Here is a 25,896-nt window from a genome sequence, read left to right on the forward strand (position 1 = left end):
GCCAATCCCCGGGTCGTTTTTAGGACGGAGCCTGTTGTTCTGAAGTATAGCGAAGTGCAACTTTTTGTGGTTTTCAAAGCGGAGCTTTGTAGGGATGGGCGCAGCCAATCCCTAGGTCCTGTGATAGGGTGTTACTAGATTTTTCATTGCTTTTTAGGCCTTCAAGAATACTACGACAAACAGCTAGGCAATAAGAATACTTAAAGTTGATTATTCCCTGTTATCCTTTTTAAAAATATTGCCAATACCCTTACCAATCTTTTGTATGGTTTCAATTCCTTTGTGGATTGGTTCAGGGTTGATCTGATCATATCGTTTGCTACCAAATTGCTGAACGAACTGCTGGGGATATATAATAAGTCGACTGTTATTGGGGAAATGTTTTTCCATTTTGGACGGGAGGTTTTCGAGCATAACCATATAAGATGCCGCACCCTCACGGGCAGAAACCAAAACAAATAAATCGTTTTCCCGTACATTTTTTGAGAGATCCAAGAAATCTTCCCAATCACTAAATTGACTAGGTATAATTGTAGCCGATAATTTAGAGTCCTTAACAAGTTTTTTTATAGATTTTAAGGTCATTTCATTGCAGTATAGTTGAATCGGGATGCTTAATTCCTGAGCCAATTTTGCCATTTTTGTAAACCAAAGTTCAAAGCCGTTTTCGTGTTCGGTCAAAGGTGGGGCCGCAATTACAATTCTTTGATGGGACACCAAAGCTTTTTCAAAATGACAAATTATAGTAGTTTTATCGGTGTTGCTTATAATGCTGTCCACTTTTTTCCCAATTAGTTTATCGATAAATCCGGTACGTTGTGGCCATCCCAAAACAATGATGTCAGCCATTATTTCTTTAGCAATACGTGAAATTCCGCTGGCTGCGTTATGGTCGATGGTGGCAATTATACTTACTTTTGTTTCTGTTGCAGACGCCTGTTCTACAAATTCTTGCAGTTTTTTTCTGGCTTTTAGAATATTGTTTTCAGCTTCATTGTTATTGGAAACTACGGAGAGAACGGATAAGGGATTGGCCGATTTTTTCCCCTTAATAAAAATCGAAAATTCGAGAAGTTTTTCCATGTTCCCAATATTGGCAATGGGCAGTAATATATGCTCATTATCCAAACTGTTTACTTTCATTGGCCCTGAGCTATCGTCTTCTGTTTCAACTACGAGTTTTTTAGCGGCTTTTTCAGTGGCAAAAGAGGCAACAACACAGGTGATTAGGATAAGTATTATGGTTCCGTTCAGGATGTTTTCATCTAGAATTTGAGCTTTGTAACCTACTAAAATTACGGCAAGTGTTGCAGCTGCATGGGAACTGCTCAATCCAAAAATAAGCTGACGCTGAGTTTTTGTGTATTTAAAAGCAAGTTGAGTAACCAATGCCGCAAACCATTTGCCAAATAGTGCCACGACTGAAAGTGTTCCTGCCACAATAAGTGCTGTTTGTCCTTTTAGAATAACGCTAACATCAACCAACATTCCCACACTTATCAAGAAAAAGGGAATAAATAGGGAATTGCCTATAAATTGAATTCTATTCATCAACGCAGAAGAATGGGGAATAAGTTTATTTAGGGCCAATCCGGCTACAAAAGCTCCAATAATTGGCTCAACACCTGCTATTTCGGCCAAGAATGCAGCAAAAAAAACAATGGAAAGGACAAAGATATAGTGGGAGTGTTTTTCACTTTCCAGTTTACGAAAAAACCAATTCGCAATCCTAGGAATTATAAGGAACATAATAGCAGAAAAAACACTTAATGAAATTCCCAAACGGATCCAAAAAGCCATATTCAGATTTCCCTGGCTGTTGCCCATAATTACCGCTAGAATGATAAGTACGGCCGTGTCCGTTAATATGGTCCCGCCCACGGTAATGGCTACAGCCTGATTTTTTGAAACTCCTAATTTGCTTACAATAGGATAGGCCACCAGTGTATGGGTAGCGAACATACTGGAAGTGAGGAAACTGGCATTAAAGTCGTATTCCAGAAAGAAATAGCAGACAGGGAAACCGATGGCCAACGGAAAAATAAATGTAAAAAATCCAAACACAAGACTTTTGTTTTTGTTGGATTTAAACTCGTTCATGTCCAGTTCCAGACCAGCTATGAACATGATGTACAAGAGGCCAATAGTTGAAAACAGGTCAATGGCCGAATTTTTTTCGAGAATATTGAGTCCAAATGGCCCTATTGCCACCCCTGAAATAATCAATCCAATTATGCCCGGAATATTTAGCTTTCTCAGCAGAATAGGCGATAGCAGAATAATAAACAGGATTAAAGAAAATATCAGCACCGGATTTTCCAATGGCAATTCAAATTCGTGTCTGAAGTGTTCAAAAAAATCTTTCATCGTGTTGATGCGCCCTTTTTAGGTCAGCTCTAAATTCAACTATTTTTGGTTAATAATATTCATTTAGGGAAAGAATTCTTTCAAGAAATGATACTATGATTCATATAATGTGAGGCCTCGAAATATACCCATGTTCTATATGGACTGAAGTATAGCGTCAATGAAAATATTTGTAAAACGTTTCAAATTCAGGTTAAAGGGGAATTTATATATAAATTGATTGTATTCCTTATCTTATACTTCCAAAATCCAACCAATTAAATAACTACCAAATGAAGAATATTTTAGTGAAGTGTATGGTCCTGGCCATATTTGGATTATCATTTTCTTGCAAAGAAAAGGCAAAACCTGAATCCACTTCCAATGCCCAACGCAACGAAAAACCCAATATTGTGCTTATCTTGGCCGACGATCAAGGTTGGGGAGATTTGGGGATTTCCGGGAATACCAATCTGGCAACCCCGAACATAGATGCCATTGCCAATAACGGGGTCACTTTTGATCATTTTTACGTAAGCCCGGTATGTTCGCCCACTAGGGCCGAACTTTTGACCGGCCGTTATTTTCCGAGGGTAGGGGTCTATTCCACTTCTTCAGGTGGTGAACGTCTAAATTTGGATGAAACTACCATTGCGGAAGTTTTTAAAAAGGCCGGATATGCCACTGCTGCTTATGGAAAATGGCATAACGGTATGCAACCTCCTTACCATCCCAATGCCAGGGGTTTTGATGATTTTTATGGCTTCTGCTCCGGACATTGGGGCAATTATTTCAGTCCCATGTTGGAGCACAACGGGGAAATAGTAAAGGGAGACGGCTTTATCATTGATGATCTTACCAATAAAGGATTGGATTTTATGGATAGGAACAAGGAAAAGCCTTTTTTCTTATACCTGCCATACAATACGCCCCATAGCCCCATGCAGGTGCCGGATGAATATTGGAATAGGTTCAAGGACAAGGAACTTGGCATGAAATATCATGGGGAGGAAGAAGAGAACGAAAACTTTAGCAGGGCGGCACTTGCCATGGTGGAAAATATAGATTACAATGTGGGACGGGTATTTGACAAACTAAGGGACCTTCAACTGGAAGAGAATACTATTGTAATATATCTATCGGACAACGGACCTAACGGATGGCGATGGAATGCCGGAATGCGAGGCAAAAAGGGATCTACCGATGAGGGCGGGGTACGTTCCCCTTTGGTCATGCAATGGAAGGACAAGCTACCTATGGGCAAGCATATTTCAGAAATAGCAAGTTCCATAGATATATTGCCCACCTTATCGGATTTGGCCCAAATTGAGATGAATACTCTGAAACAGCTGGATGGGAAAAGCCTAAAGCCACTGTTGATGGAAGATAAGCCATCTTGGGGCGCTAGGGTGGTCTATAACCATTGGAATAGTGGTACAAGTATCCGAACGCAAAATTATCGCTTGGATAGTAAGGACAGACTTTATGATATGGCTAATGATGGCGGACAGACCACAGACCTTTCTGGGAAACTGCCACAACTCACAGATTCTTTGAAACAATTAAAAAAAGACTGGCTGCAGGAGGTGATGCCAAAATCCAAAGAGACAGAGGATCGGCCCTTTACTTTGGGCCATCCTGATTATGTGTACACCCAGATTCCTGCTAGGGATGGGGTGGCACATGGTAATATAGAACGGAGTAATAGACACCCCAACGATACCTTTTTTACAAATTGGAAAAGTACAAAGGATAGCATCAGCTGGGATGTGGATGTCCTGGCCGATGGGGAATTTGAAGTGGAACTTTATTACACTGCCAAAGAAAAGGACTTAGGTTCCGAATTTGAATTACGCTTGGGGGAAAGTTCCTTAAAGGCAGCCATTGCCAAGGCACATGATCCGCCGCTAGTAGGGGCAGAACGGGATCGTGACCCCAGAATTGAATCCTATACCAAGGACTTTGTTCCTATGGATCTAGGGAAAATTGGCTTGAAAAAGGGTAGGGGCAACCTAGTACTAAAAGTGCTAAAAATACCTGGGGAGGAAGTTATGGATATGCGATTATTATTGTTTAAGAGGGTAAACTGATGTGGTAAGGGCAAATCGGCTTTCAATTATCATCCTTGCACCACCTAGTCTGATAATTTACTTTCAAAGAGGGTTCGTTGGGGCAACTCCAATGGTGCTTCTTTTCACATTCTATTGTGTTGTACTTTAACCTATATTCGATTCAGCTATTTAGAATAGCGGTTTGCTCGGTAGTTGGCATAGCTATTTGGTTGTTATGAGGTAACCAAATGAAATTGGAAATAGATTAGCCTTGCTATTTATATATTCCCTCTAGATTCAACAAAAACGCATAAATCTCAGCTGTTTCCTTTAAATAATCAAATCGGCCACTGGCACCACCATGACCAAAATCCATATTGGTACGGAAGAGCAATTGATTTTTATCAGTTTTCATAGATCTGAGTTTGGCAACCCATTTTGCAGGTTCAAAATACTGTACCTGACTGTCATGTAAACCAGTTGTGACCAAAATATTAGGGTAGTTTTTCTTTTCAATATTTTCATAGGGACTATAAGACTTGATGTAGAAATAGGCATCTTCATTTTTTGGGTTTCCCCATTCATCAAATTCATTTGTCGTTAATGGAATGCTTTCATCAAGCATGGTATTTACTACATCTACAAAAGGGACTGCAGCTACAACCCCATTCCATAAACTAGGTGACATATTTGCCACAGCTCCCATTAACAAACCACCGGCACTACCGCCCATAGCATACAAATGACCCTTGCCAGTATAGTGTTCCTCGATTAAAAACTCTCCACAATCGATAAAATCGGTAAATGTGTTCTTCTTTTTCATCAACTTGCCATCTTCATACCAACTGCGGCCCATTTCCTGACCACCTCTTATATGGGCAATTGCAAATACAAAGCCTCTATCCAATAAGCTTAATCTACTACTTGCAAAACTTGCTTCCATACTAATTCCATAACTGCCATAACCGAAGAGCAATAAAGGTGTTGTGGCATCTTTATTTAAATCTTTTTTATAGACCAAGGATATTGGTATTTTAGTGCCATCTTTTGCCTGGGCATAAATACGCTCGGTAACATAATCGGTTGAATTGTAACCGCCAACAACTTCCTGTTGTTTCAATAATATTTTCTCCTTGCTTTTTATTTTGTAGTCATAAGTAGACGAGGGAGTGGTCAATGAAGTATAACTATAGCGCAGTACATCGCTTGTGTATTCAGGATTGGGAATTATATAAGCTGAATAGGCGGCTTCACCGAAATTGAGATAATGTTCAGCACTATCCTTTAAGCCTCTAATACGTAATTTTACAAGTCCATCTTTACGTTCATTAACGACAATAAAGTCTTGGAACTCTTCTATACCTTCTATTAAAACATCTTTGCGATTTGGTATTAATTGCTTCCAATGGGATTCTCCAGTGTTGTTAAGGGGGCATTCCATCAATTGAAAGTTCTTGGCGCCGTCCTTATTAGTGAGGATTAAAAATTTGTCATCCAAAGGTACTACATCATACAACACATCTTTCAACCTTGGTTGAAAAATCTTGAAGACACTTGTAGGTTTGTTGGCATTTATCATCCTTAATTCCGAAGACAAGGTTCCAGTGGAATAAATAAAAATGTGCTGATTGTTTTTGCTCTTTTTTACCCATAAATAATTGGTATTATCTTTTTCGTGATAAACCACTTCATCTTGGTCGGCACTTGTTCCCAAAGAATGGCGTTTAATTTTTTCAGGCAAAAGTGTGGCCAGGTTTTTTGAAGTGTAGAAGAGGGTTTTGTTATCATTTGCCCAGCAAGGGTCACCTTCGGTATTTAGAATACTGTCCTTAAGAATTTCGCCAGTCTCTAGATTTTTTATGTGAATGGTATATTGCCGGCGACTGACCAGATCAACACCAAATGCCATTAATTTATTGTCTGGGCTGACATCAAATCCGGTAGCTGCATAAAAAGCATGTCCTTCAGCCGATTTATCAGCATCAAGTAATACTTCTTCCGGGGCGTCCATACTTTCTTTTTTCCGGCAGATTTTATAGTACTGTTTATCTTCTTCCGTTCTGTAGTAATAAAAGTAGCCATTTTTATATACGGGCACACTTTCATCTTTTTCCTTTATCCTTGATTTCATTTCCAAAAATAAGTCTGACTGAAATGGTTTGGAAGGACTCATTACGGTATCCAAATAGGCGTTTTCGGCCTTCAGATAGTTTATGGCCTTTGTACTGTCCGGGCCTTTGCCAAAATAGTCATACATCCAATAATAGTTGTCGGCAACACTATCGGCATGGATTACTCGCCAGTGTTCTTTTTTTTCTGCGATAGGAGCTGTCGCCTTCTGGAATTGTGCATGTGCATTGGCAATACAAATTATAAGACCTAATAGGGTAATTATTTTTTTCATTTTTTAAATAGATAGGTGATAATGCCTTAATTTACGGGGAATGCCAGTGTTTAAATTAGTACAAAGGGGAAAATCATTCTGCCTTTAACTTAATTGTAGCAAAGGTTTAAAGCTTTTAATTTATGAGCAAATTTGAATCTTAAAATGGAGGGTGACTTTCAAATATGCCCATCTTATAAAGATACATAAAACCTGTTATCCAACACATAATGAATGCAGTAAAGTGTGGATGAAAAAAATCACATTTCAACTTTAAAGTTGCGATTATTATCTACTTATACTGGAATTTCGATTTGAAGGTTTTGACTGCAGAAGTTATTTTTCAATTTTATATAAGAGCAATTCCTCATTACTGTCAGGAAGTGTTGTTGTTCCCGCTAATGCCAAACCAAGTTTTTCCAAAAGTCTTTGGGAGGAAACATTGTGTTTGGAGGTGATGGCACTAATGGCATGAAGACCGAATTCATTGAAGGCTATATTTTTTAATTTGTCGGCAGCTTCATAAGCATAACCTTTGCCTTCATATTCTGGTAAAAAGGCAAAACCAATATCGATGCCTTCCAATCCTTCCCTGTCATATAATCCGCAACATCCAATTTTTGCCTTGTCCATTTTTCTTATAAGGGTATAATTGGAATATCCAAGTCTTTCCAGTTGCGGCTGCATCTTGGTCAAGATATACTCTTTTGCCATGTCGGGAGAGGTGATATTTCTATCTCCAATGTTTTTGAGCCATTTTGGACTATTGAACAGTTCAAAAATAAATGCTGCGTCTTCTTCCGAGGTGGGTTTTAGGAATAACCTTTCTGTTTCGAACGTCTTATACTCCCCCATATTTAAATTGACTTCACTCGATTAATGTTTATCCGGGTCTAAAAGCCTAAGGTAATTATTTTCTATATTTTTCAATGTCATTTTGAAAAAGGGTGTAAGGACCATGAAGCTTAAAAGGGGAGGTCTGGATCAAAAACAAGTATTTGGCCATATTGGACTAAGTTGCTATGGCTTAGGCAGGCCATCCCCGTTTAGTGCTACTTGTGATCAGGTTTTTTAAGGGAATTTTTTAATTCGATCTGCTTATCATCGACCTCAATTATTACAGTGTCTCCATAGTTCAATTCCTCAATTTTTGGAAGTATTACCTCCAATATTGTTGGATTTTGAAAATGTTCTGCCTTGGTGGCAGGATCTGGCATATAGATTAAGCCGTTATAACTATTTTTATTTATATGAAGGGAAACATCGAAAAAGTAAAAATTTTCCGGTGGTATATGTGTGGACCAATTTATATTCTCAAGAAAATATTTTGGTTTTAAAATTTTAAAAAAATAAGGTGCAATGTCCAAATTAATAGTCCCTAAAAAGTATGGACTCAAGTCTAAACCTTTTTGTGAAAAATGTTGGTATTGGGCTTTTAATGTTCCGTTGGGATAGCGAGGGTCTTTGGCCTTCCCTGAGGCAACCCCGTGACCCTGTTTAACTATAGCCTTTACTTTCATAGTACCTAACTTTTAATGATTTTCACCTTTTTCCTTAAGACAAACCTAATAGGTAAGTATAGGTATTCCAGAAATAGTTGTACAGCCTTAGCTGGCAGGCAGGCTCGCAATGCCGGGGAATGTAGGCAATATTATTATTCCGTACTAAATTTTATCGTTACTGTTTTCCATTGATGACCAAATAAGATGTTTTTACTAACATCCCAATTTTTATCTTGTAGGGAACTTAGATAGACGTCCCTGATATTTACACTTATATTATCAACTTCCCTACCTTCTTTTAATTCAATAATCTTACCCAGTTTTTGTCCTGTTAGGGTAGCAATCATTTGACCTTTTCTTTTTGCTTTTGCCAAAATCTTAGAAAACAATCTTTTTTCGGACAATTCGGTGTCTCCATATTCAATTTCTCCAACAGCCCCGGAGATATAGTCCAACGTCTTCAATTCCGTAGTCAGTTTTTCCAGCTCTTTGGAATTTTGTAATTCAACGGCAAAACCTAATTTCCAAAATCCAGCATAATCGTGAATTTGAAATTCAGCATTATTTAAGGGTCTGGTTTTATACTTTTTATTTTTAAGAAATACTTCAAGTTCCTTGTACTTTTCGCGCATTTTTATTTTGGTCGAATCTGTACCGGCCACCACATTGGCATCCAATCTGGCAAACTTGGATTCACTTATCTGAACATGATATTCAAATTTATTTGGTTTTATTCTGATGGAATCCCTTATTTCTATTTCTATAAATCCACTTTGGGCTAATCCGAAGTTGATAAATAATAGGGATAGGTATAATAGTTTCTTCATTTTTTTTTTGACAGTGTTAACGCTTTATTGGTAGTAGTATCTAATTCCTTTTATAATGTGATTTTTCAGTTGTGCCATCTGGATTTACAAATTCAAAATTGTAATTTCCATCAGTATCCCAACCGTAATTTATTTTATGGATTTGTGAGTTCACTGTATAGCTTAAACTATATTGATGGGGTTCAGGGTTTTCAAAATCGATAATTTCTGCTCCCCGTAATGGTCTCAAATCCGGTCTTACACCTCTTGTTTTGGCTTGTGGCATAATTTCATTTTCTGGTGCCTGTGTTCTGGGGTTGAGCTCAACCTTTCCTTTCATTGCTGCAATTAAATAAGGATATTTCTTTACGGCATGATATTGATAAGTACTATCTGATGTAAATCTTCCTAAATTTTCATCCAGTTCCTCTGTGGTTTCTCCGTATACAGCAAAGCCATCCAGGGCAAAAGCAATGGGTCTGTCTTCTCCTACCTTAGTTTGTAAGTGGGTAGGGGGCAAGTGGTAATGATAGTCATCTGCCCGCCCGCAATGACCGCCCCATTTGTCCAGCTCTCCAATAACATTGGCATCTTCGCCACGGTTGTTCAGAGGATTAAAAATGGGAATTCCGTTCACTGCGATAGCAATAGCACCTTTCATAAAATTTTCTTTGGTGGACAGCGTGTTTTCGGCCAATTCAGGTTGTAAAGGAATGGCCCAGGCATTATTGCCCGAATAATCGTGATCAACGGGTACTTGTTGCTGCCAGTTGGTGATGCCGGTCATCATTTCATGTTCCGGTATGCCATCTGATTCCACATAAAAATACTGGTCATCATGTCTTGTATTCACCTTGTTAAAAACACCAAAAACCGATTCCAAAAAAGGAATATCATTGGCAGCCATTTTTAAAACTTTGGATGATTTTGTATTGGCACAGCCCATCATTATTAATGAAGCACTAAACAGGTTGTAGGTGACAAAATACTTTTTGGGTTTCGTCTTCCAACTAAAAAGAGAGAAAACGAATACAAGTATCCCTGTAAGTAGAAGTAATATGGAATAGTCGAAAGTTTTAAGTCTGTGGCTTTCCTTTGTGAAGTTTAAGTTATTAATAAAATTAGCCTTTTCTGAAATATAGTTTTGATCCTGCTCTTTGAATTCGGAATAATTGAAAGTTAAAACTTCGTTATTTTCATTGCTTAGATATACCATGTCGCCTACTTTCATTATGAAATCGGCTTTAATGGTTTCATTATTATTCACAAAACTCCAATTTTTTGTAGGTGTGCCGTGTCCGCCTTCGTGTGCATAGGTTATAGAGGTAAAAACGAGGGAAAGGAGGATAAAGAAAATGTTTTTCATAGTCATTTATTGTATGGTGTAGCGAACTAGCACTTCATTATCTAAAACTACATTGGTAGACCATATAAATTTGGCATCATTTTCAGAAGCGTCAAAAATAGAAGTAAAGTTGGTGTAAGAAGGTTTATTATCTACGCCAATGGTTTGGTTTGTATAAGTGGTGGCATTTGGCCAATTGGAATCATCAAAAATAGTTTGCATCCAGTTGGTAGGAATTTCCCAATGTAGGGCATAAAAAGAGGAGCCATCCTGACCTCCTTCCGCACTACAGTTTTTGGAATATCTGTAATTGCCTTCTTCAGACGTACAATTTAAATCTATAATTGGTGCCGTGTAAAAGGTTTGTGCTTTCCAATTTTCATTGGTGGAGGCAATAATATTGTTTTGAACATCTTTAATTACGGCTACCATTCCGCCGTCTCCGGCGTGAAAAGATTTACCTCTATTGGCTTCGCAACCTACACCCAGGTGTTCTTCCCAATCCACCAATTTCATGGCTATAGTAAATGGTTTTTTAGCCTTAAACTTTAGCATACTGGAATTAAACTCTGTAAATGGGACTTTGTCTTTTCCTACGGGAATACCGTTTACATACATTTCAAAATAGTTGTCAGCAAAAATATAGGCGGTAAAAAGCTCGCCATCCTTGTCAACTTCTATGATTTTGGAATCATCATAATGGGATAGCGCTTCTTGTGTTGTTGCATAATTTTTTCCTTCACAGGAATTAAATAAATCTGCGGCAAAAGGAAAATCATTATTTGTATAATTGGTTTGAGCAGGCACCGTCCATTTTTTACCATCGGTGGAAGTAATCTCTCCCACATCCGTTTTTCGTCCACGTGCACAGGAATAAATATCTTCAGCTATGGCGGTGGCTATTCCTTGGGTAATACTTGCGGTTCCATTATATTTTATAGTTTCCGAACTATTGGCAAGTTCTTTGGTTTGCGATTTTTTTTCAGCACAACCAAAGATTAGGAGTGTAACTGTGAGTAAATTAAATATGTTCTTCATTGTATGTCTGTTTTGGCACATGATTTATACCCAGCGGCCGAGCTATTTAAAGAACCAGGGATATACTTATTTGTGCAAGATTAATGCCCATCCAGGTCTATAGGTCTAAGATAGTTATTTCCCATATTTTTCATGCCTTTATGATGAAGGATAAAATACCCATTAAGTGAGAAAACAGAGGGCCCGATTGGAAAGGCAAATGATAGCTATTTTGCAAAACAAAAGCTATTTTGACACGAGAGTGACTCCTGACTGCCAACTTAGGCAGGCCTGCCTGATGTCTATCCAGGCTCGCGCCAACGGGGAGACTAATCAATGTCATGGTATAAAGTAAAAATCATTATTTTGACTGCTCATATAGTTGTTCGTTCTCTAATTTTAAGTCCACTCCATTTTGCAAGATTTTTTCAAACACTGCTGCGGCAGTAGCAACTGCAATAGAAACAAAAGTTGTTACAATACACATAGCAAGAAAACCCGCAGGGTCGTCATCTTTATTATGAAATATCCTTATATATAGGCCAGCCATCAAAATCAAGAGGCTTAGTATGATTGCGCAATATTTTATACTCCTTAAAGTCCTCACCGAGTTTAGTGTGAATGCTTTATTTTGTCCGATATATCCAAGTAATTTGAACGCCTTATACAGCGCAATAAAAAAAGGGATAGACGCGACAAAGCCAAATACGATGAATGGATCAGAGTAAATGCTGAACAGATCTAAGTTTGAAGCTCTGCCCTCGTTCAAGGGAAACCAAATCATAATGGCCAATGCTACAAAGGCAAACAGCACAATGACTCCCTGAAGAAATAATGTTGAGCTTCGTTTCATAATGGAGTTTTGTTAATGGTTACTGTTATCTGATTCTATTATTGTCGCCAAACGTTTGCCGATCAGGTGTTTGTGCATGATTGGTAGCTTGGTCAACCACCTAAATTTAGCAAATACATAGCAAGCCTAACTAGTGGTTAGGCAGGCTTGTATTAGCATGGATTTGCACTATACATAGTGTTGTGCTTTTGTTTTTTTAATTTTTATTCTTCATTTTTAGTGTAGTCTCTCCAATATTGTACGCATAGATCGAAGCAGGTAGAAAAGTAAATTTCAACCCTTGTATTTCTTTCATTCCTAATTGATCAATTGAAGTAACAACATCTGATTCAAAATTATTTGTTTCACAAAATTTAATCAAACTTTTCAATTCTTGAGGTTTATCAAAATATCGATTACTCCATTTTATTTCTACTCCCCAAACAGGCTTATAACTTTTGTCATCTACTAAAACAAGATCTACTTCATCTTCTTTCCTGCCGTCTTTCCATCTAGCATAGGTCAAATCTAATTGGTCTCTATGCATCCATTGTGAAAGAATTGCGGTTTCTACCATGTTTCCCATTTCTTGGTCTGTTTCACTTATTGGTGAAAATAAAGCAGTTCGAAGTGATGGGTTGGTAAGATATACTTTGAAGCTTGTTATTCTTTTTAATCTTTTTGCATTGACACCAACCTTATTTAATACCTTAATTAGGAATGCTGCTTCTAAATATTCTAGATATTTTTTTAATGTATCCTTTTGAATACCACTTTCCCTATACATTGTCTCATATGAGAATTCATTACCAGTATAATAAGCTATGTATGTAAAAAATCTGTTTAACTCCTGAACATCTTTGATTCCATACAAGCTTGGCAGATCTCTAAGCAGAACTTTGTCCACAATATCGTTTTTCACATACCTACCCATATGGCCTTGTATTTTTTCAGATAAAACAACCTCTGGGTATCCTCCAAAATTTAAATAATGGACAAATTCTTTATTCAATGCTTTTGAATCATGAGCTAGACAATACTTTATAACCTTATTTCCATATGGAATATCACCTTCAAAAATTAAATGATCTAATTTTTTCAAATGGATATATTCCTGAAATGTTAGAGGAGGCAGCAAGAAATCAGTGAATCTACCCGCTCCACTTTCTGTACTGTGCCATTTCAAAGCTGCGGCTGCTGAGCCAGAAACGATGAATTTAGTTTCAGGATAGGAGTCAACCAATACTTTTAAATGTCTTTCCCAATCTTTAAAGTATTGTATTTCATCAAAAAATACGTAACAACCATTAAGGTTTTCAAGGTTTAAAGAATCTTTGCATAAAGTTAAAACATCCTCCAGGCTTAAATTTACATAAATTGGGTTGTAAATCCCGATAAAGAATAGTTTATGAGGATTTGTTCCTTGTTTCAATAAATTTTCAATGCAATGAAATAGCATTACAGTTTTGCCAACCCTTCTAGGCCCCATTAGAACCAAAGCCCTTTTAATACTCCTTTCAAGGACGAATGGATAAAAGAGATCAAAGTATAATCTCTTAGACATGGAACTGTATGTATTCGGAATCTCTTTGGTGATCCACCATGGATTTTCATAACGGAGACGTTCAATGATCTTTTCTGTCGGAATAAGGTTTTTCAATGCTATATTTTTATCTTATTCTGATAAATACATAACAAATAAATAGATTTAAATCTATCTAAAATTACAATTAATGCATGTTTAGGGTATTAATTAAAGAAATAGACTGCTAGTTCTACAATCGAATCTCATTTTCAATGAAGCACAACGTACGGATATAGTAACAAATACTTATATCCCCATTATATCAGTCCAATATGATACAACTTTTCTTTCAAATGTTTCCGTTCGGGAGTTGGAAATTCATTGTATTACTATTTCATTGGAAAATCCTTATGGATATTCTTAAGTCCCGTTTTGGCCACTTTTAGCGCCCTTAAGGTGTTTTTGGATTTTTGGGAATGGGCTTCCATTCTTTCCAGTACATTCTTTAAGGTTTTAGTGGCTTCCACTATAAAAGGGCCCTTGTTGAGCATAACACATTCCGCTTGGGCACTAATGGTGGCATCCGAAATTTCCGCCCTGGTGGCCATGCCCTTTTTGGCCATGGTATCCAACACCTGGGTGGCCCAGATGACAGGTATCTGTGCCGCCTCGCACAACCATAGTATTTGGTTCTGTACTTCGGAAATACGTTCAAAACCTATCTCCACCGCCAAGTCGCCCCTAGCTATCATAACGCCTATTTTTGGTCTTTTCATTGCGCTGAAAAGTATGGAGGGTAAATTCTCGAACGCGGTTCTATTCTCTATCTTAAAAACAACTCCGGTATCCTTATCCCCCAATTTTTCAAGTTCCTCATAGAGGATGGCCACATCTTTGGCATTTCGTACAAAGGAATAGCCCATAAGGTCCGCATGGGCACTTATGAATGGCAATAGTTGAACATCTTCCGGAGTTAAGGAGGGCAGGTTGAGATGGGTATCTGGTAAGTTGATGCCTTTTCCTGGCCTTAGTTTTTTCTTATGGGATTTTTTCACCACCAGTGATGCTGTGTCCTCATTGAGACTAAGTACTTTGGCCTCTATGGCACCATCATCAAAAAATACAGCTTGCCCCTTTTTAAGGTCATCAATAATCTGCGGTAGGGAAACTTCCACTAGGATGGTTTCCTCAGGTGGTGATATCTTTTTATGTTTCCCAGAAACATAAGGGGAGTGGTGCTTTATTAGCAACAATTTGTCTCCCTTGCCAATTTTCACGAACGATTCGGCATCCCAAGCTTTTCCTTTATCTGTTTTAAGATAAATATTGCTAATTCTAATTTTTGGTCCCGGTAGGTCCATATAAATATGGATAGGGAGATTACTTTCCTTGGAAACAGTTTTTATTTTGCCTAGGATCTTTTTCCAAAGCGCTTCATTGCCATGGCTTAGGTTTAAACGGGCAGTGCCCATACCTGCAGAATACAATTTTTTAAGTAGTTTTTTGTCGGTTGCGGCCTCATCGGGCATGGTGACCATTATTTCGGTATCCCTTTCCCCACGATCGGACGCAAACAGATCATTGGCATGATCCATTAATAAGTTTTTACTTCCTTTAAAACCAAGGGTTTCCAAATCGCCATCCTTTTCCCAAGTTTTTCCGTTCAATAATTTGACCAGCTTAAGGGCGTTGGAGATATTTTCATAAACGTATCCGGCCCCTGTGCCCAAAGAGGATATCCCTAATTCGGATAGGTCGCTCTGCAACTTGCGGATGTCTACATTGCGAAGCAGTAAATAGCGATATAGGTTCTTGGCGCTTGACCTATATTGCGGATGTACGGAAGCGGCTATTCTATCCGCGGTGGACTCATGTTTTAATAGTGTTTCGTAAATTGTTTCGAGTTCCCTTTCCAGTTTTTGTAGGTCCATACAGCATCTTTTATTTTCTAAACATTGGCAAGCCATTACTTTATAAAAATACGCATATAAAACAGGGATTTTTCCTGTGGAAAATACAAAAAGAAGTTAAAATTTGGGTTAAAAAAAGCAATACCCCCAAGGCATTGTTATGCACATGGGGGTATTACCAAATATAATATATGTCAAATGCCAATCCTATGGAGTTACAGTGACTTCCAAGGGGTTTTGGATCTGTTCGGAAAAGGCGTTTAAATACTGCTCCCACTCTTGTTTGTTATTAAATTGCCCACTTTTTTTCCACCCAAAGCCGGCGTAGTACTTTACTTCATTGTTTTTCACTTTTAAATGGGCATAGGCATTGCTCAAGTCTTTTGTTGGAACATCGTACTTTTCAAAATCGCTAAAAGTATCTGAAGGGGCAAGGATGGCTGTACCCAATTCCGAATCCCCATGGGGCTGCCAATAGCTTACCCATCCCATATCGGTATTCCCGCTAACTTCACCGTCCTTTTCGTGCAGGGTGAGTCCGGCGTAAATATCATCTACCCCATCCAGGGTGATATTGAATTTGGATAAATTTTGCCCCAGGTCCAAGCTTATAATTCTAGATTCTTTTATGGTTTTTCCATTGGCGTCCCAAGCTGCGTATTCCAAATAAAAGCTGGTCCTAATAGGGCCCGTGGTTATGGTGCGCCATTTCGTATAGTTTTTAGAATAGTAGTAGGTGGTGTCTACCTTGGCAGCAATACCTCCAACACCGCGACTGGCACCTACATGAAAATCATCCAGGCCTTCGCCTGTATCCTTGTGGTAACTACTGACTCCGCTCAGTTCCTCTTTATACCATTTGTCAATTATGGGGTAATCGACCCGTTTTAACCAGGCATCGACACCGCTGGATAGGGTGCCACCAGGTACCTTGTTTTCTATCATTTTCTGTGCGGTGGGTCCGTAGACCCGAAAGGCAACCTTGTTGTTTTCCCAGGTGTAATCATCGGTGCGTTCCGGAACAAACCTGGAATAGCACAGCTCCTCGGCTGTAGGGTTTTCTCCCGGTTCTACTGTAATTACTTCGAACTTGCTTTCTCCCTTAGCCGCCATTTTGGGTTGAAAAAGGATCATGTCCATAGTACCATCGCCATCATTATCTATCGTTTGGACAATTTCAAGGGTATTGGTTTCCTTGTTCTTAATACCAACAGAGGATAGATCTTCCACCTTTAACATGGCCTTGGTGAGCTCTATGGTCTCCGAAGTTCTCTCCTGGTCCAGAACATTTTTTACCGTAATGGTGGTGGGCGTTTCCTTTTCGGAACAGGCTAGTGACAGCACAGTCATCGCGGAAAATAAAACTATTTTATAAAGTATTTTCATGACCGCTTATTTAATTTTCGTTAGCTGGTTTTCCAATAGTGGCCAAGATGCCTCCATCTACATAAACTATTTGCCCGTTTACAAAATTGCTAGCTTTGGAACTTAGGAATATGGCCGCTCCTTGTAGGTCATCCGGGTCTCCCCATTTACCTGCTGGAGTTCTGCCTATTATAAAATCATTGAAAGGATGGCCATTTACCCTTATAGGGGCGGTCTGTGCAGTGGCAAAATAACCTGGTCCAATACCATTGATCTGAATATTGTGTTTGGCCCATTCGGTAGCCATATTGCGGGTAAGCATTTTTAATCCGCCTTTGGCAGCGGCATAGGCACCTACAGTGTTTCTGCCCAATTCGCTCATCATAGAACAAATGTTGATAATCTTGCCTTCTTTTCTGGCAATCATGCCCTTTACCACATGTTTGGAGACTATAAACGGACTCACCAAATCTACTTTTACGACTTCTTCAAAATCGGCGACCTCCATTTCCTCCAAGGGAATTCTTTTGATGATCCCGGCATTGTTTACCAAAATATCAATATGCCCTACCTCTTTTTCAATTTTGGAAATATTTTCCATGACCTTGGCTTCATTGGTAACATCAAAAAGGTAGCCATGGGCCGTCAACCCCAAAGCCTTGTATTCGGCTACGGCATTGTCCAATTTTTCCTGGGAGGAGGCCCCATTAATGATCAGGGTGGCACCTGCTCTTCCCAGGCCTATAGCCATGGCTTTTCCAAGGCCATGCGTAGCCCCGGTAATCAGGGCTATTTTTCCTGTTAAATCAAATAGATTCAATGACATATTTGTGTTTTCTTAGGGTTATTTTAAGTCTTTTATTTTGCAGTGGTCCATATCGCCATAGTCCAGGTTTTCACCGGCCATTCCCCAGATAAAAGTATAATTGCTGGTTCCGGATCCGGAGTGTATGGACCATGGTGGGGAGATTACCGCTTCATTGTTGGCCATCCAGATATGTCTTGTTTCTTGCGGTTGACCCATAAAATGGCAAACGGCCTGCTCTTCGGGAACCTCAAAATAGAAATAGACTTCCATTCTCCTGTCGTGTACATGTGCCGGCATAGTATTCCAAACACTGCCCGGTTTTAATTCTGTCATTCCCATTTGAACCTGACAGGTCTCTACCAAACTGTTTACGATCAATTTTCTTATGGTTCTGGCATTGGCAGTTTCCATAGATCCCATTTCTACGATCTCTGCATCGGCCCTACTTATTTTTTTGGTAGGGAATACCTTGTGGGCAGGAGTGGAATTAAGATAGAATTTGGCAGGCTTATCGTCATTGTCACTGCTGAAGCTAACCTCTTTGTTCTCCTTGCCAATATACAGGGCCTCTTTATAATCCAATTCATATTTCTGACCATTAACGGTTACAGAACCCGCTCCCCCGACATTGATAATACCGATCTCCCTTCGCTCCAAAAAATAATCGGATTTTAATGGATCTATAGTAGCAAGTTTTAAAGAGGTTTTAACTGGCACGGCTCCTCCAACTATATATCTGTCAAAATGGGTGTACACCAAATTGATGGTATCTGCTTCCATTAAATTTTGGATTAGGAACTCTTTTCTAAGTCCTTCTGTGGTCAACTCTTTGGTCTCCTTGGGAGAGCAGGCATATCTAACCTCGTAATTGTTTTTCATGATTCTAAATATCTAATTATTAGTTTCTTAAATAGTGGTGAATATAGCGGTGTTTCTATAGATAGTTCGTAAATATATTAAAAATCCATCAAAATACAATCGATTGTATTTGTGAATATGTATCTTTGATAAAGTTAAGATACCCATTATTTGTGGAAAATAAAACAACCATACACGATATTGCCAAGGCCTTGAAGATAGATGCCTCCACCGTTTCACGGGCATTGAACAATAGTCCAAGGGTGAGCCAAAAGACCAAGGAAAGGATAATGGCGAAGGCAAATGAATTGGGATATCAACGCAATTTACTGGCTTCAAATCTTCGTAAAAACGTTACCAACACCATTGGGGTAATTGTACCAAGAATATCCCGTCACTTCTTTTCATCCGTAATTTCGGGTATTGAGGAAACTGCTTATGATGCGGGCTATAATGTAATTATTTGTCAGTCCCTGGAACAGTTGAAACGGGAACGCAAACTTGTGGAGACTCTATTGGCCAATAGGGTAGAAGGGGTATTGTTGTCAGTTTCCATGGAAACGGATGAATTCGACCACCTATTGCACATGAAAAACAATGGTACCCCATTTCTATTTTTTGACAGGCACTGTGAGATTGAGGGTATTAGCAGTGTGCTGATCGATGACTTTCAAGGTGGGTTTGATGCCACGGAGCATTTAATTTTAAACGGTTGCAAAAATATAGGGCATTTTTCCGGGCCCCAAGAATTGGCTATTTACAGGAATAGGACCGCTGGGTATAGAAAGGCTTTGGAAAAACACAAAATTCCATATAGGCCTGAGCTGGTAGTACGTTCTAGCCTCATGGAAAATGATGGGGCAGAAGGAGCAAAAACATTACTTTCCTTGCCCTACAAGGTAGATGGCTTGTTTTCTGCCAATGATATTGCCGCCATAGGAGCCATGAAATATTTTAAGAATGAAGGCGTAAAGGTACCGGATGATATAGCCATTGTAGGGTTCAGTAACGAACCTGTTTCCGGGATAATAGATCCCTCTTTGACCACCATGGATCAGCCGGGTTTTCAAATAGGGCAAATAGCCACAAAATTATTGCTGGAAGAAATAAGCAACGCACCCAATGCCAATCCCATCTTGGCCAAAACAAAGATTTTAAAGTCGTCCTTAATTGAACGAGATTCCTCAAGAAAATGTAATTGAAATTACGAGGATTAATATGCAAATAGGCTAGAATTAATAAAAACAAAATCTGTATAAGAATTAAAATCAATTTCCCATGAAACTATTCTATGTGTCCCTTTTTATCTGTTTGGCAAGCTGCAAAAGTTTAACCAAGAACAAAAATTCTGAAATAGATATTAAGGCTGTGGCAAGTATAACTTCCTTTGACCTTGATAAGGAAATTAAAAACTGTGAGGCTCAATTGAATCAAGCGGTCCCCAAACTTACCGATCTCACCAAACACCCAAGATTGATAGAAACCAATGCAACCGAATGGAAGGAAATTCCCAACGGGAGGTTGGTGTGGACTTCCGGATTTTATCCTGGGATTCTTTGGTATATGTACGACTTAACAAAAGAGGAAAGATGGAAAGAGGAAGCTATTAAAAGGACAGAAGTTTTTGAAGATTTTAAAACGATTAACGAACACCACGATATTGGGTTTATGATGTTCCCAGCCTATGGTAATGGATATATATTTGGAGACAAAAAGGAATACAAGGACATTCTTCTAACATCCGCGGAATCCCTAGCTAGTAGGTATAACCCGAATGTTGGAACTATACGATCTTGGTCCAATAAAATGCATCCACGTTGGCAACAACATATTACCATCATAGATAATATGTTGAATTTGGAACTTTTGTTCTGGGCATCGAAAAATGGGGGCGATCAACAGTATTACGATATTGCCGTAAAACATGCAGAGACAACCATGGCAAATCATTTTAGGCCAGATTACACATCGTGGCATGTTATTGAGTATGACAGCATCTCCGGGGATGTGCTGAACAGGCATACCAAACAAGGGTATGGGGATGATAGCAGATGGTCCCGCGGACAGGCATGGGGAATTTACGGTTATACTATGGTGTATAGGGAGACTGGAGATAAGAAATTCTTGGATTTTGCACAAAAGCTTACCGATAGGTATTTAGAACTGCTTCCCGAAGACTATATACCGCATTGGGATTTCGATATTGACACCATTAAAGATGATGATAGGGACGCTTCGGCTGCAGCCATTGTAGCCTCTGGATTGTTAGAACTTAGCACCTATATGGAAAACAAAACCCTACAGCAAAAATATTATAATGCAGCCATACGAATGTTGGAATCTTTGAGTTCCGATAAATATTCTGGAGTAGGGAAGGCCGATTCCTTTTTGTTGCATTCAACGGGAGCTAAATCCTTGGGCCATGAAATTGATGTGGCGTTGATCTATGCAGATTACTATTATATTGAGGCCTTGGATAGACTTAAGAAATTGGGGCGGTCCAATTAACCCATTTATAACAACCAGAAAAGGGAAGGTTCATTCACTACATTTGGGCCTTCCTTTTTTTTTTGGACATGCCAAGCTTGTTGAACTTATTTTTCCTGATAGGAATTGACCGACTTGGTCTTCTTTACAATATGGTCCATGATCATATGGGCATGTATCCTGGAGTTTTCTATAAACCATTTATGGGTTTCCATTCCTCCGCAAATTACTCCGGCTAGGTATAGATTATCAATATTGGTTTCCATGGTTTGCGGATCGTACTGGGGAAGCCTTTTCTCGTCATCGGTCAATTGGATTCCTATTTTTTCCAAGAATTCAAAATTGGGCATGTAGCCGGTCAGGGCAAGTACATAATCATTCTTTAAGCTTGTGGTTCCACTTGGAGAATTAAGGATAATTTCGTCTTCCTTAATTTCCTTAACTGTACTATTGTAATAGACTTTAATGCTGCCTTCCTCAATTCTATTGATAATATCGGGCCTTACCCAATATTTTACCCGTTGGCCAACTTCCGGCCCTCTTATGATCAAGGATACATCGGCCCCTTTTCTATAACATTCCAACGCAGCATCTATGGCCGAATTACTGGCCCCAATGACCGCTACTTTCTGATTGGAGTAAAAGTGGGGATCCTTGTAATAATGGGTCACTTTTTTCAAATCTTCCCCAGGTACGTTCATTCTGTTCGGAATGTCGTAGAATCCTGTTGAAATGATCACATTGGTGGAGGTATAAGTACTCTTTTCAGAGACAATGTTGAAGAGCCCATCAATCTTATTGATTGAACTTACTTTTTCAAAAAGCGAGATATTCAAATGATTGGAGGTCACTATCCGCCTATAATATTCCAGCGCCTCATTTCTTTTAGGTTTCGCCTCTATGCTAATAAATGGAATTTCATCGATTTCCAGTTTTTCGGAAGAGGAAAAGAACTGCATGTTTAGGGGGTAATTATAGAGCGAGTTAACTATACATCCCTTTTCAAGAATTATATAGGACAATCCCTTTTTCTTGGCTTCCAAGCCACAGGCAATTCCAATAGGACCACCTCCAACAATAACTATATCCCAAATCTTCATTATCCTACTATTTTTTTGAGTTCCTTAATGGTCTGGGTTGGATTAGTGCTCTTAAATATAAAACTACCTGCCACTAAAATATCCGCCCCTGCATCTATTAATTGCTTGGCGTTTTCAGAGGTAACTCCGCCATCGACCTCAATTAGGGTATGTGCACTTTTTCTATTAATAAGTTCTTTTAGTGCCTTTATTTTTTCATAGGTGTTTTCAATAAACGATTGTCCTCCAAATCCTGGATTTACACTCATTATACAAACTAGATCGATATCATTTATTACATCCTCCAATAAGTTAATGTTGGTATGTGGATTTAATGCCACGCCTGCTGCCATTCCTTCGGCCTTTATGGCCTGTAAGGTTCGGTGCAAATGTGGGCAGGCTTCGTAATGCACGGTTAGGTTATTGGCACCCAATTCTGCAAAGGTCTTAATATAGCGGTCCGGATCCACAATCATAAGATGAACGTCCAATGTTTTGGTGGCATGGGCCGCAATGGCCTTCAGGACCGGCATTCCAAAAGAGATGTTTGGTACAAAAACGCCATCCATAATGTCAACATGGTGCCAATCGGCCTCACTGTTGTTAACCATTTCAATATCGCGCTGTAGATTGGCAAAATCGGCGGCCAAGAGGGAAGGGGCAATAATCTTTTTGTCCATTACTATTTACTATAAATGTTTCTACAAAGGTAGTGAATTGATATGTTTATAAGGTATCCTCCACATGGGTATCAAGGTTGTTGTACTCCAAACGGTTCCGATCAATACCAACGTTTCTTTTTCTTTTTGGAGGCTTCGGACTTCCTGCCTTTTTTATGTTTGCTACCTTGTTTTTTATGTACTTGCGGTTTGGCCTTGGGATCCAAGGGATACGGATGGTCCTCAACAACTTGGATGTGTTTTTGCATCAATTTTTGAATAGTGGACAAATATCCCTTTTCATCCGCGGAACAAAAGGCATAGGATGTCCCTGTATTTCCCGCTCTTCCGGTCCTTCCTATACGATGCACATAGGTTTCCGGCACATTGGGCAGGTCAAAGTTGATAACGGCATCCAGATCGTCTATATCCAATCCACGGGCGGCAACATCAGTGGCCACCAGAATGTTGGTTACACCTTGCTTGAATTTCCCTAGTGCTGCTTGGCGCTCGTCCTGCGACTTGTCTCCGTGCAGGCTATCTACCTTGAAATTGTTGTTACGGAGGGTTTTTTCCAGTTTGTCCACCCCGAATTTTGTTCGCCTAAAAATTAGGATATTGCCCTTTATGGTATTTCTTAGAAGGTAAAGGCAGAGTTCTATTTTATTGGGTTTTGGGGTGTAATACAATAACTGATGCACCGTGGCCGCAGCTGAAGATGTAGGGGTAACGGCGACTTTCTTGGGATCTTTTAAAATGGTGTCGGCCAATTGCACAACTTTAAAAGGCATAGTGGCCGAAAAAAGGAGTGTCTGTTTTTCATTTGGGCATAGACGCTCTATTTTTTTAACGTCATCTATAAATCCCATATCCAACATTAGATCGGCCTCGTCCAACACCAATGTTTCCACATAATCCAAGTTGACCATATCCTGTTTGTGCAGGTCCAATAACCTACCTGGAGTGGCTACCAAGATATCCACTCCCTTTCTTAGGGTGGCTATTTGCGGTTCTATCTTTGTTCCCCCATAAATAACGGCTGAGGTTAAATGGGTGTATTTGCCATAATCCATAAAACTCTCATGAATCTGCGATGCTAATTCACGGGTGGGACTTATAATCAATGCTTTAATTTTTCTACCTTTTTCCGAGGTTTCCTGCTTATCAAATAAGAGCTGCAGTATGGGGAGTGCAAAAGCGGCTGTTTTTCCAGTTCCTGTTTCGGCAGAAGCTATAATGTCGTTTTTCTGTAGAACTAAGGGGATGGCAATTTCCTGAATGGCAGTTGGGTCGTCATAGTTTTTTTCTGCGACTGCTCTTAAAAGATGTTTATTTAGCTTTAATTCTTTAAAATTCATATAGGTAACAATTTTGCCGGAAATTTTTACAAAGGTACGGTAAATTCGGGCGTATCCAGAGGTGTATTGGTTATGATGGGTTATCTATTGTAAAATTCAATAAATCAGTTATATAAGAAAGTTGTTTTGAAAGAATTTATCTTAAAAAAACACTTCAAAATTGGCTTAATCTTAACGCCCGGATTTTAAATTTAATTCCGTTATTCATTAAATTAGGGATGCTTTAAGTTTATCCATTGCTCAACTGGAGCATTGGAGTGAATATTATAATGGTCTTCCGAAAACCCCATATAAATTGGTTGTTTTGGATTGAAAGAAATCTCCCCCTAGTAAGTATATTTTTATTTGTTGGCTATTAAGAATTAAGAAGGCATAGATGCGGAAAGGGTTTTAATGCTTTGGTTGAAGATAAATTCAATATTCCATGGAATTATTTTTTACGTATTCCGGAAGCTGAATTGTGGTTCACTTCAGGATATACTTCAATAGGATCAATTAATCTAAAATGTTATTAATTATGGAAAACAGAAAAATAATTGCTGTAGTAGGGGCCACTGGGGCCCAAGGTGGCGGATTGGTCCGCACAATCCTAAATGACGGAAAGAAAGAATTTGCGGTTAGGGCCATTACCCGGGACGCAAATTCCCCAAAAGCCAAGGAGTTAAAGCAATTGGGTGCCGAGGTGGTACAGGCCAATTTAGACGATAAGGATAGTATTGTCAAGGCATTTAAAGGCGCTTATGGGGCTTATTGTGTGACATTTTTTTGGGAACATTTTTCTCCCGAAAAGGAAATGGAACAGGCAAAGAATATGGCCTTGGCGGCCAAGGAAGCCGGAATAAAACATGTAATATGGTCCACTCTGGAAGATACCCGTAAATGGATTCCTTTGAGTGATAATCGAATGCCGACCCTAATGAAGAACTACAAAGTGCCCCATTTTGATGCCAAGGGTGCCTCCAATACCTACTTTGAAAAAAGTGGAGTTCCTTATACATTGCTTTTAACATCGTTCTATTGGGACAATTTCATCTATTTTGGTTTGGGCCCCACAAGGGGAATGGATGGAAAATTGAGAATCACCATGCCTATAGGGAATTCCAAACTTCCTGGAATTGTAGCAGAGGATATAGGTAAATCTGCCTTGGGAATCTTTAAAGCAGGAAAAAAATATCAAAATAAGACTGTGGGTATTGCTAGCGAGCAGCTTACCGGAAAACAAATGGCCGAAGCTTTTACTAAAGCGATGGGAGTGGAAATCGGATTCAACGATATTGCTGCCGATGACTACAGGAAACTTGGGTTTCCCGGAGCCGATGACCTTGGTAATATGTTCCAGTTTAAAAAGGAGTTCGAAGATATTTTTTGCAAATCAAGGGATGTGAAATTGACAAAAGAATTAAATCCACAAGTAATGTCCTTTAACACTTGGTTGTCCAAAAATAAAGAGAAATTAGAAACTGTCATTAATGGAGAAGTCGCTACTGCTTAAATAATCCAAGCTCTATGGCTTATGGTAGTAAAAAAAGAAGAAGCATTGATCGTTCAATGCTTCTTTTGATGTT

20 protein-coding genes are annotated in these 25,896 nt (G+C 39.1%); 4 read left to right on the forward strand and 16 right to left on the reverse strand.

The annotated features are described in order from the left end of the window. Positions 1 to 210: 210 nt before the first annotated feature. Positions 211 to 2,367 (reverse strand): cation:proton antiporter, encoded by a 2,157-nt coding sequence (locus tag LV92_RS00485; RefSeq protein ID WP_111621733.1) that lies wholly within the window; start codon positions 2,365 to 2,367, stop codon positions 211 to 213. 272 nt (positions 2,368 to 2,639) lie between these two features. Between LV92_RS00485 and LV92_RS00490 the strand changes: the two genes are divergently transcribed. Beyond that, the gene (locus LV92_RS00490) at positions 2,640 to 4,436 is read left to right on the forward strand and encodes an arylsulfatase (RefSeq protein WP_111621734.1); all 1,797 of its coding nucleotides are present in this window, start codon (positions 2,640 to 2,642) and stop codon (positions 4,434 to 4,436) included. A gap of 235 nt (positions 4,437 to 4,671) precedes the next feature. On the opposite strand, the gene LV92_RS00495 is transcribed toward LV92_RS00490, so the two are convergent. The 12 genes from LV92_RS00495 to kduI form a co-directional block, all read right to left on the reverse strand. Beyond that, complete coding sequence (locus LV92_RS00495) at positions 4,672 to 6,801, reverse strand: S9 family peptidase (protein WP_111621735.1); 2,130 nt, start codon at positions 6,799 to 6,801, stop codon at positions 4,672 to 4,674. 315 nt (positions 6,802 to 7,116) lie between these two features. After that, positions 7,117 to 7,635, reverse strand: coding sequence for a GNAT family N-acetyltransferase (locus LV92_RS00500; RefSeq protein ID WP_111621736.1), 519 nt, complete (start codon positions 7,633 to 7,635; stop codon positions 7,117 to 7,119). A 197-nt stretch (positions 7,636 to 7,832) separates the two neighbouring features. Further along, the gene (locus LV92_RS00505; protein ID WP_111621737.1) at positions 7,833 to 8,300 is read right to left on the reverse strand and encodes a hypothetical protein; all 468 of its coding nucleotides are present in this window, start codon (positions 8,298 to 8,300) and stop codon (positions 7,833 to 7,835) included. 134 nt (positions 8,301 to 8,434) lie between these two features. Then, entirely contained in the window at positions 8,435 to 9,109 is a 675-nt protein-coding gene (locus LV92_RS00510; protein WP_111621738.1) for a hypothetical protein, read from the reverse strand. Between the two features lie 40 nt (positions 9,110 to 9,149). Further along, positions 9,150 to 10,454 (reverse strand): YHYH protein, encoded by a 1,305-nt coding sequence (locus LV92_RS00515; protein WP_211322910.1) that lies wholly within the window; start codon positions 10,452 to 10,454, stop codon positions 9,150 to 9,152. A gap of 6 nt (positions 10,455 to 10,460) precedes the next feature. Next, positions 10,461 to 11,471: a hypothetical protein gene (locus LV92_RS00520; RefSeq protein ID WP_111621739.1), complete on the reverse strand. Its 1,011-nt coding sequence runs from the start codon at positions 11,469 to 11,471 to the stop codon at positions 10,461 to 10,463. Between the two features lie 340 nt (positions 11,472 to 11,811). Further along, on the reverse strand, positions 11,812 to 12,303 hold the full coding sequence (locus LV92_RS00525; RefSeq protein ID WP_111621740.1) for a DUF2975 domain-containing protein: 492 nt from the start codon (positions 12,301 to 12,303) through the stop codon (positions 11,812 to 11,814). 196 nt (positions 12,304 to 12,499) lie between these two features. Continuing rightward, positions 12,500 to 13,942, reverse strand: a complete 1,443-nt coding sequence (locus LV92_RS00530) for an ATP-binding protein (protein ID WP_245946194.1) — start codon at positions 13,940 to 13,942, stop codon at positions 12,500 to 12,502. A gap of 254 nt (positions 13,943 to 14,196) precedes the next feature. Further along, a complete protein-coding gene (locus tag LV92_RS00535) occupies positions 14,197 to 15,738 on the reverse strand; it encodes a pyruvate kinase (RefSeq protein WP_170126263.1) in 1,542 nt (513 codons plus the stop codon). 186 nt (positions 15,739 to 15,924) lie between these two features. After that, a complete protein-coding gene (locus LV92_RS00540) occupies positions 15,925 to 17,103 on the reverse strand; it encodes a DUF4861 family protein (RefSeq protein ID WP_111621743.1) in 1,179 nt (392 codons plus the stop codon). Between the two features lie 10 nt (positions 17,104 to 17,113). Then, positions 17,114 to 17,908, reverse strand: a complete 795-nt coding sequence (locus LV92_RS00545) for a gluconate 5-dehydrogenase (protein ID WP_111621744.1) — start codon at positions 17,906 to 17,908, stop codon at positions 17,114 to 17,116. A gap of 18 nt (positions 17,909 to 17,926) precedes the next feature. Further along, positions 17,927 to 18,769, reverse strand: a complete 843-nt coding sequence (kduI, locus tag LV92_RS00550) for a 5-dehydro-4-deoxy-D-glucuronate isomerase (protein ID WP_111621745.1) — start codon at positions 18,767 to 18,769, stop codon at positions 17,927 to 17,929. A gap of 152 nt (positions 18,770 to 18,921) precedes the next feature. On the opposite strand from kduI, the gene LV92_RS00555 reads away from it, so the two are divergent. Then, positions 18,922 to 19,950: a LacI family DNA-binding transcriptional regulator gene (locus LV92_RS00555; protein WP_111621746.1), complete on the forward strand. Its 1,029-nt coding sequence runs from the start codon at positions 18,922 to 18,924 to the stop codon at positions 19,948 to 19,950. A gap of 76 nt (positions 19,951 to 20,026) precedes the next feature. Next, entirely contained in the window at positions 20,027 to 21,256 is a 1,230-nt protein-coding gene (locus tag LV92_RS00560; RefSeq protein WP_111621747.1) for a glycoside hydrolase family protein, read from the forward strand. An 86-nt stretch (positions 21,257 to 21,342) separates the two neighbouring features. Here LV92_RS00560 and LV92_RS00565 read toward each other — a convergent pair whose 3' ends face one another. The 3 genes from LV92_RS00565 to LV92_RS00575 form a co-directional block, all read right to left on the reverse strand. After that, positions 21,343 to 22,335: a YpdA family putative bacillithiol disulfide reductase gene (locus tag LV92_RS00565; RefSeq protein WP_111621748.1), complete on the reverse strand. Its 993-nt coding sequence runs from the start codon at positions 22,333 to 22,335 to the stop codon at positions 21,343 to 21,345. Continuing rightward, positions 22,335 to 22,994, reverse strand: coding sequence for a ribulose-phosphate 3-epimerase (gene rpe / locus LV92_RS00570; protein WP_111621749.1), 660 nt, complete (start codon positions 22,992 to 22,994; stop codon positions 22,335 to 22,337). Before rpe ends, LV92_RS00565 begins: the two co-directional genes overlap by 1 nt. A gap of 101 nt (positions 22,995 to 23,095) precedes the next feature. Beyond that, entirely contained in the window at positions 23,096 to 24,331 is a 1,236-nt protein-coding gene (locus LV92_RS00575; RefSeq protein WP_111621750.1) for a DEAD/DEAH box helicase, read from the reverse strand. 517 nt (positions 24,332 to 24,848) lie between these two features. Between LV92_RS00575 and LV92_RS00580 the strand changes: the two genes are divergently transcribed. Next, positions 24,849 to 25,823, forward strand: coding sequence for an NmrA/HSCARG family protein (locus LV92_RS00580; RefSeq protein ID WP_111622305.1), 975 nt, complete (start codon positions 24,849 to 24,851; stop codon positions 25,821 to 25,823). Positions 25,824 to 25,896 lie beyond the last annotated feature (73 nt).

This window comes from Arenibacter echinorum (assembly GCF_003259375.1).
Lineage (GTDB): Bacteria > Bacteroidota > Bacteroidia > Flavobacteriales > Flavobacteriaceae > Arenibacter > Arenibacter echinorum.

Coding starts and splice junctions, on each gene's coding strand:
- LV92_RS00495 (WP_111621735.1), bottom strand. CDS start 6,801: ATGAAAAAAATAATTACCCTATTAGGTCTTATAATTTGTATTGCCAAT.
- LV92_RS00520 (WP_111621739.1), bottom strand. CDS start 11,471: ATGAAGAACATATTTAATTTACTCACAGTTACACTCCTAATCTTTGGT.
- LV92_RS00575 (WP_111621750.1), bottom strand. CDS start 24,331: ATGAATTTTAAAGAATTAAAGCTAAATAAACATCTTTTAAGAGCAGTC.
- LV92_RS00565 (WP_111621748.1), bottom strand. CDS start 22,335: ATGAAGATTTGGGATATAGTTATTGTTGGAGGTGGTCCTATTGGAATT.
- LV92_RS00500 (WP_111621736.1), bottom strand. CDS start 7,635: ATGGGGGAGTATAAGACGTTCGAAACAGAAAGGTTATTCCTAAAACCC.
- LV92_RS00505 (WP_111621737.1), bottom strand. CDS start 8,300: ATGAAAGTAAAGGCTATAGTTAAACAGGGTCACGGGGTTGCCTCAGGG.
- LV92_RS00490 (WP_111621734.1), top strand. CDS start 2,640: ATGAAGAATATTTTAGTGAAGTGTATGGTCCTGGCCATATTTGGATTA.
- LV92_RS00535 (WP_170126263.1), bottom strand. CDS start 15,738: ATGGACCTACAAAAACTGGAAAGGGAACTCGAAACAATTTACGAAACA.
- kduI (WP_111621745.1), bottom strand. CDS start 18,769: ATGAAAAACAATTACGAGGTTAGATATGCCTGCTCTCCCAAGGAGACC.
- LV92_RS00485 (WP_111621733.1), bottom strand. CDS start 2,367: ATGAAAGATTTTTTTGAACACTTCAGACACGAATTTGAATTGCCATTG.
- LV92_RS00525 (WP_111621740.1), bottom strand. CDS start 12,303: ATGAAACGAAGCTCAACATTATTTCTTCAGGGAGTCATTGTGCTGTTT.
- LV92_RS00560 (WP_111621747.1), top strand. CDS start 20,027: ATGAAACTATTCTATGTGTCCCTTTTTATCTGTTTGGCAAGCTGCAAA.
- LV92_RS00540 (WP_111621743.1), bottom strand. CDS start 17,103: ATGAAAATACTTTATAAAATAGTTTTATTTTCCGCGATGACTGTGCTG.
- LV92_RS00515 (WP_211322910.1), bottom strand. CDS start 10,454: ATGAAAAACATTTTCTTTATCCTCCTTTCCCTCGTTTTTACCTCTATA.
- LV92_RS00510 (WP_111621738.1), bottom strand. CDS start 9,109: ATGAAGAAACTATTATACCTATCCCTATTATTTATCAACTTCGGATTA.
- rpe (WP_111621749.1), bottom strand. CDS start 22,994: ATGGACAAAAAGATTATTGCCCCTTCCCTCTTGGCCGCCGATTTTGCC.
- LV92_RS00545 (WP_111621744.1), bottom strand. CDS start 17,908: ATGTCATTGAATCTATTTGATTTAACAGGAAAAATAGCCCTGATTACC.
- LV92_RS00580 (WP_111622305.1), top strand. CDS start 24,849: ATGGAAAACAGAAAAATAATTGCTGTAGTAGGGGCCACTGGGGCCCAA.